Raw genomic sequence first — 16,526 nt, 5'->3', positions numbered from 1 at the left:
ATAAGCCAGCTCTCGAGCTGGCTTATGCGTATTCAAGACATAACTATTTGGGAGTGACTGCAGAGCATGTTCCGTAATTCGTATATTCAGCAGAACTCTGATATCCAGGCCGCAGGTGGCCTGGTTCCGATGGTTGTCGAGCAATCTGCTCGTGGCGAACGCGCCTATGACATCTACTCGCGCCTGCTCAAGGAGCGAGTGATCTTTCTGGTTGGTCCGGTAGAGGACTACATGGCCAACCTGATTTGCGCGCAACTGCTGTTCCTTGAAGCGGAAAACCCGGACAAGGACATCCATCTCTATATCAACTCCCCGGGCGGTTCGGTGACAGCGGGCATGTCGATCTACGACACCATGCAGTTCATCAAACCCAACGTATCGACCACTTGCATCGGCCAGGCCTGCAGCATGGGCGCGTTCCTGCTGACCGCAGGTGCTCCAGGCAAGCGTTTCTGCCTGCCGAACTCGCGTGTGATGATTCACCAGCCACTGGGCGGTTTCCAGGGCCAGGCATCGGATATCGAAATCCATGCCAAGGAAATCCTCTTCATTCGCGAACGTCTGAACACGTTGATGGCCAAGCACAGCGGTCACACTCTGGAAGAAATCGAGCGCGATACCAACCGCGATAACTTCATGAGTGCAGAAGCTGCGAAGGCATATGGCTTGATCGACGAAGTGATCAACCAGCGCCCAGCGTAAAAATAAGCAGCTCAAAATAGGCTTGGTCGGCTGGTCTGATCAGCGGCGGGCTTGAAAAAGCCCGCAATAGCCTTCATCTTGTGTTGCAAGCCTATCGGATTTGGATCGAACGAATGACTGACACCCGCAACGGCGAGGACAACGGCAAGCTGCTCTATTGCTCCTTCTGTGGCAAAAGCCAGCATGAAGTGCGCAAATTGATTGCCGGCCCCTCGGTCTTTATCTGCGACGAGTGCGTCGACCTGTGCAATGACATCATCCGTGAGGAGGTGCAGGAAGCCCAGGCCGAAAGCAGCGCGCATAAATTGCCTTCGCCTAAAGAAATCAGCGGCATCCTTGACCAGTACGTCATTGGTCAGGAGCGTGCAAAAAAGGTTCTGGCCGTAGCGGTGTACAACCACTACAAGCGCCTTAACCAGCGTGACAAAAAGGCTGACGACGTCGAACTCGGCAAGAGCAACATCCTGCTGATCGGCCCGACAGGCTCCGGTAAAACCCTGCTGGCCGAAACACTGGCCCGCTTGCTGAACGTTCCGTTCACCATCGCCGACGCCACCACCCTCACCGAGGCCGGTTACGTGGGGGAAGACGTCGAGAACATCATTCAGAAACTGCTGCAGAAGTGCGATTACGACGTAGAGAAAGCCCAGATGGGTATTGTCTATATCGACGAAATCGACAAGATTTCCCGCAAGTCCGACAACCCGTCGATCACCCGGGACGTTTCCGGTGAAGGCGTGCAGCAGGCCTTGCTCAAGTTGATCGAAGGCACGGTCGCTTCCGTACCGCCGCAAGGTGGCCGCAAGCATCCGCAGCAGGAATTCCTGCAGGTCGACACCCGTAACATCCTGTTCATCTGCGGTGGTGCGTTCTCGGGTCTCGAGAAGGTCATCCAGAACCGCTCCACCAAGGGTGGCATCGGTTTCAACGCAGAAGTGCGCAGCAAGGAAGAAGGCAAGAAAGTCGGTGAATCCCTGCGTGAAGTCGAGCCTGACGATCTGGTCAAGTTCGGTCTGATCCCGGAGTTCGTCGGTCGTCTGCCGGTCCTCGCGACGCTGGACGAGCTGGATGAGGCTGCGCTGATGCAGATCCTCACCGAGCCGAAAAATGCCCTGACCAAACAGTATGCCAAGCTGTTCGAGATGGAAGGCGTCGATCTGGAATTCCGTGCCGACGCACTGAAATCGGTCGCTAAGCGTGCCCTGGAGCGTAAAACCGGTGCCCGTGGCCTGCGTTCGATTCTCGAAGGTGTGCTGCTCGACACGATGTATGAAATCCCCTCGCAGTCCGAGGTGAGCAAAGTCGTGATCGATGAAAGTGTGATCGAAGGCAAGTCCAAGCCACTGTATATCTATGAGAACAGTGAGCCGACTGCCAAGGCAGCGCCGGACGCATAAGCGTCCTCTCTGCCGGAATAAAGGAGGGGCCTTCGGGCCTCTTTTTTTTTATGTCGTTTTTTACATCCGCTTTGCGCTTGTTTTTTTTCAAGGCAGCCCCCATCTTGGTTTCAAGCTTAATTCCATCTGATTACGGCCATATGGCCGCCGTAGAGGCGAAATCATGAAGACAACCATCGAATTGCCTCTCCTGCCATTGCGTGATGTCGTGGTTTATCCGCACATGGTTATCCCGCTGTTCGTGGGGCGCGAGAAATCCATCGAAGCCCTCGAAGCTGCGATGACGGGCGACAAGCAGATTCTGTTGCTGGCCCAGAGAAACCCGGCTGATGATGATCCCGGTGAAGACGCTCTCTATCGCGTAGGTACCATCGCTACCGTTCTGCAACTGCTCAAGCTGCCTGACGGCACCGTCAAGGTGCTGGTCGAAGGTGAGCAGCGCGGTACCGTTGAACGCTTCAGTGAAGTCGACGGGCACTGCCGTGCCGAAGTCTCGCTGATCGAAGAAGTCGAAGCTGTCGAGCGCGAATCCGAAGTGTTCGTGCGCACGCTGCTGTCGCAGTTCGAACAATATGTACAGCTGGGCAAAAAAGTCCCTGCTGAAGTCCTGTCTTCGCTCAACAGCATCGATGAGCCGGGTCGCCTGGTCGACACCATGGCTGCACATATGGCGCTGAAGATCGAGCAGAAGCAGGAAATTCTCGAAATCGTCGATTTGTCGGCGCGGGTCGAGCACGTTCTTGCGTTGCTGGACGCCGAGATTGATCTGCTGCAAGTTGAAAAACGCATTCGTGGTCGCGTTAAAAAGCAGATGGAGCGCAGTCAGCGCGAGTACTACCTGAACGAGCAGATGAAGGCCATTCAGAAAGAACTTGGTGACAGCGATGAAGGCCACAACGAAATCGAAGACCTGAAAAAGCGTATCGACGCTGCAGGCCTGCCGAAGGACGCGTTGGCCAAAGCCACTGCCGAGCTGAACAAGCTCAAGCAAATGTCGCCGATGTCCGCTGAGGCCACCGTGGTGCGCTCGTACATCGACTGGCTGGTGCAGGTGCCGTGGAAGGCGCAGAGCAAGGTGCGTCTGGACCTGGCTCGCGCAGAAGATATCCTCGATGCCGATCACTACGGCCTCGAAGAGGTCAAGGAACGTATCCTTGAATACCTCGCCGTGCAAAAACGCGTGAAGAAAATCCGTGGCCCGGTGTTGTGCCTGGTCGGTCCTCCGGGCGTGGGTAAAACTTCGCTGGCGGAGTCGATTGCTCACGCCACCAACCGCAAATTCGTGCGCATGGCCTTGGGTGGCGTGCGTGATGAAGCCGAAATTCGCGGTCACCGCCGGACTTACATCGGTTCGATGCCGGGAAGATTGATTCAAAAGATGACAAAAGTGGGCGTCCGTAACCCGCTGTTCCTGCTCGATGAAATCGACAAAATGGGCAGCGACATGCGTGGCGATCCGGCGTCGGCGTTGCTGGAAGTGCTCGATCCTGAGCAAAACCACAACTTCAACGATCACTATCTGGAAGTCGATTACGACCTCTCGGACGTGATGTTCCTGTGCACCTCGAACTCGATGAACATCCCGCCGGCGCTGCTTGACCGGATGGAAGTCATCCGTCTGCCGGGCTACACCGAAGACGAGAAGATCAACATCGCGGTCAAATACCTGTCGCCTAAGCAGATCACCGCTAACGGTCTGAAGAAAGGCGAACTGGAGTTCGACGCCGAAGCAATCCGCGACATCATTCGTTACTACACCCGTGAAGCCGGTGTGCGTGGCCTTGAACGTCAGATCGCCAAGGTCTGCCGCAAGGCGGTGAAAGAGCATGCGATGGAAAAACGCTTCTCGGTGAAAGTGACAGCTGAGCTGCTGGAGCACTTCCTCGGCGTGCGTAAATTCCGCTATGGTCTGGCCGAGCAACAGGATCAGATTGGTCAAGTCACCGGCCTTGCCTGGACTCAGGTTGGTGGTGAATTGCTGACCATCGAAGCCGCTGTCGTGCCGGGCAAAGGTCAATTGATCAAGACGGGTTCGCTGGGCGATGTAATGGTCGAATCGATCACTGCTGCCCTGACCGTTGTGCGCAGTCGTGCCAAGAGCCTGGGTATTCCTCTGGACTTCCACGAGAAGCGCGATACGCACATTCACATGCCGGAAGGGGCGACCCCGAAGGATGGCCCTAGCGCTGGTGTGGGCATGTGCACGGCATTGGTGTCTGCACTGACCGGCATTCCGGTGCGCGCTGATGTCGCCATGACTGGTGAAATCACATTGCGTGGTCAGGTACTGGCAATCGGCGGTCTGAAGGAAAAACTGCTGGCGGCACACCGCGGCGGAATCAAGATTGTGATTATTCCGGAAGAGAACGTGCGCGATCTGAAGGAGATTCCTGACAATATCAAGCAGGATCTGCAGATTAAACCCGTTAAATGGATTGACGAGGTCCTGCAAATTGCGCTGCAATACGCGCCGGAGCCCTTGCCGGATGTGGCTCCGGAGATAGTTGCCAAGGATGAAAAACGTGAGTCTGACTCTAAGGAAAGAATTAGCACGCATTAATCGTTTTTGACTGGGTGGCTTCCTTGACAGCTTTTTAGAGCCCTTGTTATAAAGCGGCTCTTAAGTGTTTGTAGGCCATTCAGCACTCGTTTTTGCTTTCACCAAAAAAACTTAGAATCATCTCAAAATAGATATAAGGGGACTTAGAGTGAACAAGTCGGAACTGATTGATGCTATCGCTGCATCCGCTGATATCCCGAAAGCTGCTGCTGGCCGTGCGCTGGACGCTGTAATCGAATCCGTCACTGGCGCTCTCAAGGCTGGCGACTCCGTTGTTCTGGTTGGTTTCGGTACTTTCTCCGTGACTGATCGTCCAGCTCGCGTTGGTCGTAACCCACAGACCGGCAAGACGCTGCAAATCGCTGCTGCTAAAAAACCAGGTTTCAAAGCCGGTAAAGCACTGAAAGAAGCGGTTAACTAAGTTTTCAAGTTTTTACCCATCCGGGTCGGGGTCAAGCCTGACTTGGCAGCGGAGCGGTAGAGCAGGTCGCTGAAACAGCCGCCTGTAACGCCGGGATCGAGGGTTCGAGCCCTGTCCGCTCCGCCAGTTACGAGAAGGCGCATCCTCGGATGCGCCTTTCTTCTATCCGGATTTTACCCACGCTCCACGGTTGCCTAAATATTGAAATTCAACCGTTTCTGGGGGACGCATGCTGCAGAATATCAGGGACAATTCACAAGGCTGGATTGCCAAGACTATTATCGGGATCATCGTTGTATTGATGGCGTTCACGGGTATCGAGGCCATTTTCCAGGCTACGACCAACAGCCAGAATGCAGCCACGGTCAACGGTGAAGACATCAGCCAGAACGAGCTCAGCCAGGCTGTTGACATGCAACGCCGTCAGCTGATGCAACAGCTGGGCAAGGATTTCGACGCTTCGTTGCTCGATGAGAAAATGCTGCGCGAATCGGCTCTCAAGGGTCTGATCGACCGCAAGCTGCTGCTGCAAGGTGCGGACGAAGCGAAATTTGCTTTTTCCGAAGGTGCCCTGGATCAGGTGATCCTGCTGACGCCTGAATTTCAGGTTGACGGCAAGTTCAGCTCCGAGCGTTTCGACCAGGTGATCCGTCAACTGGGTTACAGCCGTATGCAGTTCCGCCAGATGCTGGCTCAGGAAATGCTGATCGGCCAACTGCGCGCCGGTGTGGCGGGCAGCGGTTTTGTGACCGATGCCGAAGTGCTGGCTTTCGCCCGTCTGGAAAAACAGACCCGTGACTTCGCAACCCTGAACGTCAAGGCCGATCCGGCTGCAGTCAAGCTGACCGATGATGAGGTCAAGGCTTACTACGACGAACACGTCAAGGAGTTCATGACCCCGGATCAAGTGGTCATCGATTACCTGGAGCTGAAGAAGGCCTCGTTCTTCGATCAGGTCACTGTCAAGGATGAAGACCTGCAGGCGGCGTATCAGAAAGAGATTGCCAACCTGTCGGAGCAGCGTCGCGCGGCTCACATCCTGATCGAAGTGAACGACAAGACCACCGAAGCTCAAGCCAAAGCCAAAATCGAAGAAGTCCAGGCGCGTCTGGACAAAGGCGAGAAATTCGAAGCGCTGGCCAAAGAGTTCTCGCAGGATCCGGGTTCGGCCAACAATGGCGGTGACCTCGGTTATGCGGGTCCTGGCGTCTATGACCCAGCCTTCGAAAAAACGCTGTACTCGCTGGCTAAAGATCAGGTTTCCGAGCCGGTTCGCACCGACTTCGGTTTCCACCTGATCAAGCTGCTGGGTGTTGAAGCACCTGAAGTGCCGTCCCTGGCCAGCCTGAAAGACAAGCTGACCCGCGATTTGAAAGCGGCGCAAGTCGAGCAGCGTTTCGTCGAGGCGACCAAGCAACTGGAAGACTCCGCGTTTGAAGCTTCTGACCTGGCTCAGCCAGCAGCAGATCTGAAGCTGACCGTTCACACCTCCAAGCCATTCGGCCGTGAAGGTGGCGAAGGGATTGCGGCAAACCGTGCCGTGGTCACTGCTGCATTCAGTACCGAAGTGCTCGATGAGAGTGCCAACAGCACCGCCATCGAACTGGATCCGGACACTGTGATCGTGCTGCGTGCCAAGGAACACTTGAAGCCTGCGCAACTGCCTCTGGAAAGCGTGAATGCGGCCATCCGCGCTCAGTTGACCAAAGAGCATGCCAGCGCTGCAGCCAAGACCAAGGCCGAGAAGCTGATTGCTGATCTGCGCGATGGCAAGGCTCCTCTGGACAAAGCGGTTGACGGTCAGAGCTGGAAAACCACCGAAGCGGCCACCCGTGGTCAGGAAGGTGTTGAACCGGCGGTGCTGCAAGCACTGTTCCGCATGCCGAAACCGGCTGCCAAGGACAAGCCGACATTCACCAGTGTGACGTTGCCGGACGGCAGTTTGATGATCGTGCGCCTCAATGGCGTGAACGAAGCGGCAGCGCCGACTGAGGAAGAGAAGGTTCAGTACCGTCGCTTCCTTGCTTCGCGTGAAGGTCAGCAGGACTTTGCGGCGTATCGCAAGCAGTTGGAAAGCCAGGCTGACATCAAGAAGTTCTGATGGTGGGTTGAGCTGTAGTACAAGAAGCCCCGGCCTGATCAGCCGGGGCTTTTTTTTGGTGTTCGCTTTTTGGTCTTGGCGGCCTTTGGGCCGACCATGCTCTTGGGTGTTGGGTGAATATCCGTTTTTTTTGGGGTGGCGGATTAGGGTTCCGCCCTTACGGCGGGTCACTTTTGGCAAACGCCCCAAAAGTAACCAAAAGGTCTGTGCCCTGACGTTCGGCCCGCTCGCTGGGGCTCGGGGTACCTTCGCTCCGGGTTCATCCGGGGCATCGATTCCGGTTTGCTTCGCTGCACCTCCTTTCGATGTTCTCCCCGGATGAATCCCTCTGCTCAGCCTGCCGACGGGCTTCCAGATCAAGCTCAAGAGCTGCACTCGAGCTAACGCTCATTGTGTTGAGTGGGGCGGCTTTGCCGCGTTGGTGGTGCACACTTTAAAACTGTGGGAGCAAGCCTGACAGAGACCAATTTCTAACTGAAGGCTCATGGTCCTTGTGGGAGCTGGCTTGCCAGCGATGGCGGGTTGGCAGGCGATGCATTTGCTGGGTTTTGCTCACCGAATTATCGACGCGACCTTTTTCCGCAATCTGCGGTCGATAGGCTTGTAACTGTTTTAAGACACTAATCCATACGCCGCGGGGGCGCGTTCTGTTGCACAATACGCCCCGGACTGTTTTCCCTCAGGATGTTTAATGTTGATTTCCACTCCCCTGCGTGTTGTCGGGTTGGCGCTGTTGTTGACCGTTGTTGCCGGCTGTGCGAAAGACAAGCCGATGTATGAGCACGAGAATTTCGATGACTCCGGTACGTTTTCGCGTAATTACCCGGTGACTGACGTCGTCAGTTGCGAAGCGGCGCGTCGTGCGTTGTTGAGCCAGGGCTACATCATTACCAGCAGCGACTCGAAACTGATCAGTGGCCACAAGAGTTTTCAGCAAACCGGCGATACGCACATGGAGATCAGCTTCAATGTGGTCTGCGCCGATGACGGCAGTGCTGGCCATCACGCGACGATGTTCGCCAATGCCTTGCAGGATCGTTATGCGCTGAAGAAGACCAACAACTCGGCCAGTCTTGGTGTCGGCGTGTTGGGCTCGGTTTCGATGCCGATTGGCTCGTCAGACGATTCGATGGTCAAGGTCGCAAGCGAGACGGTGACGGCGCAGAAGTTCTATGAGCGCTTCTTTACTCTGGTCGAACAGTTTCTGCCGGCAGAAACCAAGAAAGCTGCACATATCGAGGAGAAGCCGAAGACCGATCTGGGCGTGCCTGAACCGAAAGCGGCCCCCGCGAGCCTGACACCAGCCGCAGAGCCCGCTCCAGCGGCTGTTCCAGCACCTGAGCCGGCCGTGACCGCGCCTGCGCCCGCTGAACCGGCACCGGTCAGTTCCGAGCCCGTAGCGCCGCCAGCGGAGTCGACCCCGATTGCTCCGACGCCGAGTGCAGAACCTGCGCCGGCTACCGAAACCATCACGCCACCGGCCAATCCGACGGACATTCCGCCGCCGTCCGAGCCGATTCCGGCAATGCCAGCATCCGGCCAATAACCCACGCCGCTGTTCGGCCCCCTGTAGGAGCTGCCGAAGGCCGCGATCTTTTGATCTTAAAAGTGATCAACGATCGTAGCCTCCGGCATTCCCACAGAGGAACATCTCGTTACATTCCCCCAGACAAAATTCCGCGATAAATTCCTGACCGCCTGCTACGTTTTATTCATGAAGGCGAAGCTTCACTTTTCCTTCACACGCGCACGTTATGCTCGAGGCACTGGGCATTTGCTCAGGCCCATTCAACAGAGCAGCAGGGGGATTACGCGATGGATGACTATCAGGAAGAACTGCTCGAATACCAGGCCTACGAACTGGATTCGCCGGAGCCTGCGGAAGACGCCACCGAGCTTTAACGTCTCAGGCTGTTTTGCGATGACTGCGGCGGAATTCGCCGGGCGTCTGGCCGCTCCAGCGTTTGAACGCTCGCTGGAATGCTTCGGCTGAGGCAAAGCCGAGCAGGTAAGCGATTTCGCCGAACGCCAGTTCCGTATCGCGGATGTAGGTCATTGCCAAATCACGGCGAGTGTCATTGAGGATTGCGCGAAACTGCGTGCCTTCCTCGGTCAGTTTGCGCCGCAAAGTCCAGGTCGGCAGCTTCAGGCGTGCCGCCACTTCTTCCAGGTCGGGTTCCCGGCCACCATTCAATAACGGCCCAAGCAGTTGCGTGATGCGCTCGCGCAGGCTGCGTGTGCGGGTCAGTTGCTCCAGCTCTCTTTCACACAGTTGCAGCAGATGCCGCCAAGTGCTCGGGCAATGCTCGGGGTTGCGCAGGGCGAGGCTGGCCAGGTTCAGGCGCAACTGGTTGCGCTCGGCGCCGAACTGGATCGGGCAATCACCCAATGCAGCGTAAGCGTCGCGATAGTCGGGTGCGTCGAATTCGATTTCAATGCGTTCAGCCCGCAGCGGTTCGCGGCTGACACTGGATAGCTGATACAGCCAGCCGGCGATGATCGAATCCACCACGAAACGGTTATAGGCGTTGTACGGGCTGATCGAATAGAAGCGCAGCCATGCACCGTTCGCGTCCTCGTGGAAGCTCGACTGACCGCGGTAATTGGAACCGTACAACGGTTCGAAACGGATCAGGCAACGGGCGGCCTCACGTACGGTAGGCGCCTGCGATGCGGTGACGCCAGCCAATCCCGCCTGGCTCAAACGACTGAGCTGACCCATGCGCAGGCCGAGCGCCGGGTCCCCGGTCAATTGAATCGCGCCATGCCCCAAGCGCATGTAGCGCGGAATCGACAGTCGTGCCCCGGCCTCGGCCAATCTAGCCGCATCCAGTGCGTATTGTTCGAGCAACGGCTGTGGGTCGGCGCCGTGACTGCGCACCGCATCGGCGAGGCTATGGACGAAACCTACCGACAGATCCCCAAGGCGCATCGGCAGCGGCTTCATCGCTTACAACCAGATATTCAGCATACGTGCGCCACGGGCGTCACCGTCGGCAAACTGCTGGCCGTTGCTGTTGAGGAAGCTTTGGCCTGCGCCTGATTTATCCCAGAACTGCCCGCGCAGAAACACACTCATGCCGGCGACTGCATGGCTGCTGGGCGGTTGCGCGGTCAAGGTCAGGCGATGCCAGGCCTGGCCTTCGCTGACTTCACCCGGCTTGAGACTGACTGAGCCGGGTGTACTCGAACTCTTATAGCCACGCCACGGCTGATTCCATGCACCATGACCGAATACCTGCGCCGGCACGGCGACCAGCTGGGCATTTTGCTCGTCGAGTTTGCGGTAGTTATCCGGATACCAACTGTCGCTGCCGATCAGTACGCCCAGACGCCCGGCCGGTGTGTCGACAACGTTGATGATTTTTTCATTGGCCTGGATGACATCACGCTGGCTGAACACCGGGTGCAGCTGCCGCTGCGGCTGTCCGAGCGGTGCACCGTCGCGACCGAAGACCACGCTGCTGTTGTACAGCGCACCGCTGCCGGGTTTGAGCTGGCCGTCACGGATGCTCGGCTCGGGCAAAACGATTGAGCCGGCCACCAGCGTCACGTGGAACTCCTTGGCCAAACCGCCGAACAGTGCCTGGTAATCCTTGGCCATGCTGCGCGATTTCATGCGCAGGTGGGCATCGTCGAGACGGTCTTTGCCCTTGGCGCTGAGCCAGGCACGGGCGAACAACAACGGATTGCTCGCCGCCAGCCAATTCATCGCCTCGGCGAGGGTGGGGGCTTGATAGAGCTCGTCTTTTTCGCCGCTGATCATCAACCAGGTGCCGACATGTTCCGGCAACACCACCACGGTCTTGTCATTCAACAAGCCTTGATCCTGCGCTTGCTGCAAGTACGCCGCGAGTTTGCGGCGCAGGCGCGCGGGGCTTTGGTAGTCGGTGGGGAACAGTTCCGGCTGGATGCCCAGCAGATTGCCTCGGTCGGCGGGCGTGCCCTGATCGACCGCCAGTTTGATGCGCAGGTCCGACAGGTAATGCCCCGCCGGCCGGTCTGCCGCCCACATGGCGTAGGTGGTAAGGACGGCAACGAGGGCCATGGAAAAAAACAGGTACAAAAGTTTGCGCATGAAAACCAACAACGACCGGGTACAGGGTATGGCGACTAGGGTAGGGCGCATGGTCTGGCTTGCCAAGGGGCGCTGCGCATTTAGATCATTAACTTGTCAGTTACGGTCATTGAGTGACAGCGATGCGACTCTTAGTCTGTCGAACAAGAATGACGGGGGACGCAGAGCTCCCGCACTTTTTCCGTGATTGCTCGTTGTGGAGTTACCGATGACCACCGCTCATTACCCGCACCTGTTGGCCCCGCTGGACCTGGGATTCACCACGCTGCGCAACCGCACCCTGATGGGCTCGATGCACACCGGCCTTGAAGAAAAACCGGGTGGCTTTGAGCGCATGGCCGCGTACTTTGCCGAACGCGCCCGTGGCGGTGTCGGCCTGATGGTGACTGGCGGGATCGGCCCGAACGACGAGGGCGGTGTGTATTCCGGTGCGGCCAAACTGACTACCGAGGAAGAAGCGCTCAAACACCGCATCGTGACCCGCGCGGTGCACGAGGCGGGTGGCAAGATCTGCATGCAGATCCTCCACGCCGGTCGCTATGCCTACAGCCCTAAACAGGTCGCGCCGAGCGCGATTCAGGCGCCGATCAACCCGTTCAAGCCAAAAGAGCTGGACGAGGAAGGCATCGAGAAGCAGATCAGCGATTTCGTCACCTGTTCGGTGCTGGCGCAAACCGCCGAGTACGACGGCGTGGAAATCATGGGTTCGGAAGGTTATTTCATTAACCAGTTCCTCGCCGCGCACACTAACCATCGCACCGACCGTTGGGGCGGCAGCTACGAAAACCGTATGCGTCTGCCAGTGGAAATCGTACGCCGCGTACGAGAGGCGGTCGGCCCGAACTTCATCATCATCTTCCGTCTGTCGATGCTTGATCTGGTCGAAGGCGGCAGCACCTGGGACGAGATCGTCATCCTCGCCAAAGCCATCGAGCAGGCCGGTGCGACCATCATCAACACCGGCATCGGCTGGCACGAAGCGCGTATTCCGACCATCGCCACCAAGGTGCCGCGTGCGGCATTCAGCAAGGTTACGGCCAAGCTGCGCGGCTCGGTGAGCATTCCGCTGATCACCACCAACCGCATCAACACCCCGGAAATCGCCGAGCAGATTCTCGCCGAAGGCGATGCCGACATGGTCTCGATGGCGCGGCCGTTTCTTGCCGATCCGGACTTCGTCAACAAGGCTGCCGAAGGTCGCGCTGACGAGATCAACACCTGCATCGGCTGCAACCAGGCCTGCCTCGACCACACCTTCGGCGGCAAACTCACCAGTTGCCTGGTCAACCCGCGTGCCTGCCACGAAACCGAGCTCAACTATCTGCCGGTGCAACAGATCAAGAAAATCGCCGTGGTCGGTGCCGGCCCTGCCGGGTTGTCCGCCGCAACCGTCGCTGCCGAGCGTGGCCATCAGGTAACGTTGTTCGATTCCGCCAGCGAAATTGGTGGCCAGTTCAACATCGCCAAGCGTGTGCCGGGCAAAGAAGAGTTTTTCGAGACCCTGCGCTACTTCAAGCGCAAGCTGCAAACGACTAACGTTGAGGTGTGCCTGAACACTCGCGTCGACGTCGCGAAACTGGTTGATGGCGGATACGACGAAATCATCCTCGCCACGGGTATTGCGCCGCGCACTCCGGCGATTCCGGGCGTTGAAAATGCCAAGGTGCTGAGCTATCTCGACGTCATTCTCGAGCGCAAACCGGTCGGCAAACGCGTGGCGGTGATTGGTGCGGGGGGCATCGGTTTCGACGTCTCGGAATTCCTCGTTCACGAAGGCATTGCCACCAGTCAGGATCGCGCGGCGTTCTGGAAGGAGTGGGGCATCGACGCCCACCTCGAAGCGCGTGGCGGCGTGGCCGGGATCAAACCTGCGCCGCACGCGCCGGCTCGCGAAGTGTTCCTGTTGCAGCGCAAGAAAACCAAGGTTGGCGACGGTTTGGGCAAAACCACTGGCTGGATTCACCGTACCGGGCTGAAGAACAAGCAGGTGCAAATGCTCAACAGTGTTGAATACCTGAGCATCGACGACGAAGGCCTGCACATCCGCATCGGCGAAACCGGCGAGCCGCAGTTGCTGGCGGTGGACAACATCGTGATCTGCGCGGGGCAGGACCCTCTGCGTGAGCTGCACGATGGCCTGGTGGCGGCCGGGCAGAACGTGCACCTGATCGGCGGTGCTGATGTGGCGGCGGAGCTGGATGCCAAGCGTGCGATAAATCAGGGATCGCGTCTGGCAGCTGAACTCTGATCAACGGCCACCGGTAACGGATAACCCCTGTAGGAGCTGCCGCAGGCTGCGATCTTTTGATCTTCGTTTTTCAAGATCAAAAGATCGCAGCCTGCGGCAGCTCCTACAGGGGATTTTTTTGCCTGGCAGGTATGTATGAAAAGTCGATAAGTCCCATTCGCTAGCAGATTGTCCGCGATCTGAATCAGCAGAATGGTAAGCAGATATTGTTCATATTCTGTATTGGCTAAACAATTGAGCGGTATGGGGCCGATGGCTATGGTGGGTGTGCCGTGAGTACTGGAGGTCTATCAATGCTCAGTGGCCCAATCAATTACATGCCTGAATAAAAGGATTTATAAATGGCTATCCATACGCTCAAAAACGTCAACGTCGTTCGCAAGGTCATGGCCAAGTCACCTGTTCCCGCCCCGAATGTTCCCGGGGTTCGGGCCAAGCCTTCCGCCCCGAATGCTACAGGGATACGGACCAAGCCTCCGGTCAGGGGTGAGCCCAAGGCCCGAGTCATTTCACCGCGGCCACCCAAGCCGCTTATCAAAGTTCCCGGTGGGAGCGGCAATGGCCCGGTATTGCCAGGACTCATAGTGTGTCCACCGGGTACATGGGCAACCAAAGACTGGCCACCGCTGAACATCAACGATGACCCGTTGGCGCTGAAGAAACTGCTTGAAAACTTTACCTCCCACACCTATCCCGATGGCTCCGTCTGGCTGATCGATAACAGTCTGGTCAATGCGCAGCAGACCGCGGTGATGCGCCCGGACGGCATTGTTCAGTACGTCGACGGCAGGGTGGGGCATCCGGATGGGCGCATCGTCTGGCCGGATAACACCGTCGAATATCCCGATGGACGTATTGTCTGGGCTGATGGTACCGAGCAACTGGCAGACGGGGCGATCAAGTATTCGGACGGTCTGCGCTACAACGTGCAGGGTGATCTGGTTTCCGCCTGATCATGGCCGCGCAACCGGAACTCTGATCAACTGATTGCGGTTACGAACACGAACAAACCCCCTGTAGGAGCTGCCGCAGGCTGCGATCTTTTGATCTTCGTTTTTCAAGAACAAGATCAAAAGATCGCAGCCTGCGGCAGCTCCTACAGGGATTTCGGTGGCTGGTAGACTGTGATCTTTTTCAGGTCATGCGGTGCTTATGTTTTTGCCTGCGCAAGCTCCTCTTGAACTCCTGCAACTCGACTGGCTCACCGCTGCCTGCGTCGAGGTCGCCATTTTACGCCTCGATCAAATCGACCCGCTGATCAGCGGCAACAAGTGGTTCAAACTCGTTGAACATCTGAAAGCCGCCGATCGCAACGGTGCCGAAGGCATCATCAGTCTCGGCGGCGCGCACTCCAATCATTTGCATGCGCTGGCGGCGGCGGGGAAGCGTCTGGGGTTTCAAACGGTCGGGCTGCTGCGCGGTCATCCGCAGGAAACGCCAACCGTCGTCGATCTGCAAGCGTACGGCATGCACCTGCATTGGCTGGGTTACGGCGGTTATAGGGCGCGACATGAACCGGGGTTCTGGGAGCCGTGGCGAGCGCAGTATCCAAATTTGTATGCGGTGCCGGAGGGCGGTGGCGGATTAGTCGGGGCGCTGGGTTGTGCCGCGATCAAAACGCAGGTCGATGCGCAATTGAGCCGTTTGGGTTGGCGCGATTATCACGGTTGGTGGCTGGCCTGCGGGACCGGGACGACCTTGGCCGGGCTGGTACTCGCCGAGGCGGGGGCACATCCGCTTTACGGCGCGTTGGCGGTGCCTGAGGATCACGGCGTGGCGGCGCAAGTGGAGTCGATCCTGCAGGGATCCGGCTGGGCTGACTATGAGCTGATCGATGCCAGTCGCGGCGGCTTTGCCAAGGTTGATTCGGCATTGCTGGCGTTCATTGCACAGACCGAGCTGGACTGCGGCGTACCGTTGGAGCCGCTGTACACCGGCAAGGCCTTGCTGGCGCTCAAGCAGCAGGTCGAGGCGGGTAAATTCGCCGCCGGCACGCGCTTGATTTTCGTGCATACAGGCGGATTGCAAGGGCGGCGGGGGTTCAACACTCATTCTGTAGGGAGCTGAGCTTTTGTGGCAGGGGATCTACCTGAGGCCAAGGAGTTTTTCTGTGGCCAGGAGATTAAGTGCGGAATGGATATCTACTGTGGCCAGGGGATTTAATGTGGAATGGAGATCTACTGGGACCAAGGGACTTATTTGTGGCGAGGGGATTTATCCCCGATGGGCTGCGAAGCAGCCCCCCATATCTGCAACTGAGTTAAACCTGATTCAGCGCGTCTTGAGGTTTTGGGTCTGCTTCGCAGCCCAACGGGGATAAATCCCCTCGCCACAGGGTTCTTGCAGTGCCTGAGACGGGATCACCCGCGCTTGGGCATCATCCGCAACAGCGTGTTGTCCTTCACCACATAGTGGTGATAAAGCCCCGCCAGCGCATGCAGCCCGATGAGCCAGTAACCGACGGTGCTGATCAGCACGTGCCAATACTCCACCTGCTTGGCGAAGGCTTTGTCTTCACCCACCAACAGCGGCAGATCGAAGCCATAGAACATCACCTGATGCCCCTCGGCACTGGTGATCAACCAGCCGAGAATCGGCATGCTGATCATGAACAGGTACAGCGCCCAGTGCATCAGCCGCGCCAACAGCGTTTGCCACTGGGGCGAGGCCGGGAAGATTTTCGGTGCCGCGCCGACGCTTCGGGCCAGTAGTCGAAACCACACCAGCACGAACACGGTCAGACCGAGCATGTAATGCACTTCACGAATGAGCGTGCGTCCGCCGCTGCCTTTGGGGAAGAAGCCGCGCAATTCCATGCTGGCGTACACCAATATCAACAACACCAGCATCAGCCAATGCAGCACGACCGACACGGTGCTGTAGCGAGATTCGGAACTTGTCCACGGCATCCGGTGTTTCCTCACAGATCAGGGTTAAGACGTGCCGTTCTTGGACGACGGCATGCGTTAACTGTAAACCCGATGGCGTGTTTTTGCTCTGAATGGTCGAAGTTTTTTTA

Annotated in this window: 12 protein-coding genes; 9 read left to right on the top strand and 3 right to left on the bottom strand. The window is 57.6% G+C overall.

The features are described 5' to 3' along the window. Nucleotides 1–66: 66 nt before the first annotated feature. The 6 genes from clpP (at nucleotide 67) to ACA061_RS16870 (ending at nucleotide 8,727) form a co-directional block, all read left to right on the top strand. Nucleotides 67–702: an ATP-dependent Clp endopeptidase proteolytic subunit ClpP gene (clpP, locus tag ACA061_RS16895; RefSeq protein ID WP_042559948.1), complete on the top strand. Its 636-nt coding sequence runs from the start codon at nucleotides 67–69 to the stop codon at nucleotides 700–702. Nucleotides 703–815: 113 nt separating this feature from the next. Further along, nucleotides 816–2,099: an ATP-dependent Clp protease ATP-binding subunit ClpX gene (gene clpX, locus ACA061_RS16890; protein ID WP_042559947.1), complete on the top strand. Its 1,284-nt coding sequence runs from the start codon at nucleotides 816–818 to the stop codon at nucleotides 2,097–2,099. 163 nt (nucleotides 2,100–2,262) lie between these two features. After that, nucleotides 2,263–4,659, top strand: a complete 2,397-nt coding sequence (gene lon, locus ACA061_RS16885; protein WP_150592364.1) for an endopeptidase La — start codon at nucleotides 2,263–2,265, stop codon at nucleotides 4,657–4,659. 148 nt (nucleotides 4,660–4,807) lie between these two features. After that, entirely contained in the window at nucleotides 4,808–5,080 is a 273-nt protein-coding gene (locus tag ACA061_RS16880; protein ID WP_008077714.1) for an HU family DNA-binding protein, read from the top strand. A gap of 229 nt (nucleotides 5,081–5,309) precedes the next feature. Then, entirely contained in the window at nucleotides 5,310–7,181 is a 1,872-nt protein-coding gene (locus tag ACA061_RS16875; protein ID WP_210699715.1) for a SurA N-terminal domain-containing protein, read from the top strand. Between the two features lie 691 nt (nucleotides 7,182–7,872). Then, nucleotides 7,873–8,727, top strand: a complete 855-nt coding sequence (locus tag ACA061_RS16870) for a DUF2242 domain-containing protein (protein WP_210553107.1) — start codon at nucleotides 7,873–7,875, stop codon at nucleotides 8,725–8,727. Between the two features lie 360 nt (nucleotides 8,728–9,087). Here the strand turns inward: ACA061_RS16870 and ACA061_RS16865 are convergent, their stop codons facing one another. Both ACA061_RS16865 and ACA061_RS16860 read right to left on the bottom strand, forming a co-directional pair. After that, nucleotides 9,088–10,128 carry an AraC family transcriptional regulator gene (locus tag ACA061_RS16865; protein ID WP_210553106.1) on the bottom strand — a complete coding sequence of 347 codons (1,041 nt, stop codon included), beginning with the start codon at nucleotides 10,126–10,128 and terminating at the stop codon, nucleotides 9,088–9,090. Nucleotides 10,129–10,131: 3 nt separating this feature from the next. Continuing rightward, nucleotides 10,132–11,259, bottom strand: a complete 1,128-nt coding sequence (locus ACA061_RS16860) for a carbon-nitrogen hydrolase family protein (RefSeq protein ID WP_210553105.1) — start codon at nucleotides 11,257–11,259, stop codon at nucleotides 10,132–10,134. Nucleotides 11,260–11,467: 208 nt separating this feature from the next. Between ACA061_RS16860 and ACA061_RS16855 the strand changes: the two genes are divergently transcribed. From ACA061_RS16855 to ACA061_RS16845, 3 genes are all read left to right on the top strand, one after another. Then, a complete protein-coding gene (locus tag ACA061_RS16855) occupies nucleotides 11,468–13,507 on the top strand; it encodes an oxidoreductase (RefSeq protein ID WP_210553104.1) in 2,040 nt (679 codons plus the stop codon). A 584-nt stretch (nucleotides 13,508–14,091) separates the two neighbouring features. Next, entirely contained in the window at nucleotides 14,092–14,460 is a 369-nt protein-coding gene (locus ACA061_RS16850; RefSeq protein WP_150618326.1) for a hypothetical protein, read from the top strand. Nucleotides 14,461–14,659: 199 nt separating this feature from the next. Next, nucleotides 14,660–15,574, top strand: a complete 915-nt coding sequence (locus ACA061_RS16845; protein ID WP_210699719.1) for a 1-aminocyclopropane-1-carboxylate deaminase/D-cysteine desulfhydrase — start codon at nucleotides 14,660–14,662, stop codon at nucleotides 15,572–15,574. 293 nt (nucleotides 15,575–15,867) lie between these two features. Here ACA061_RS16845 and ACA061_RS16840 read toward each other — a convergent pair whose 3' ends face one another. Beyond that, entirely contained in the window at nucleotides 15,868–16,416 is a 549-nt protein-coding gene (locus tag ACA061_RS16840; RefSeq protein ID WP_150605476.1) for a cytochrome b, read from the bottom strand. Nucleotides 16,417–16,526 lie beyond the last annotated feature (110 nt).

Source organism: Pseudomonas sp. LBUM1668, from assembly GCF_059695715.1.
This window is presented reverse-complemented; position numbering and strand designations above follow the sequence as displayed.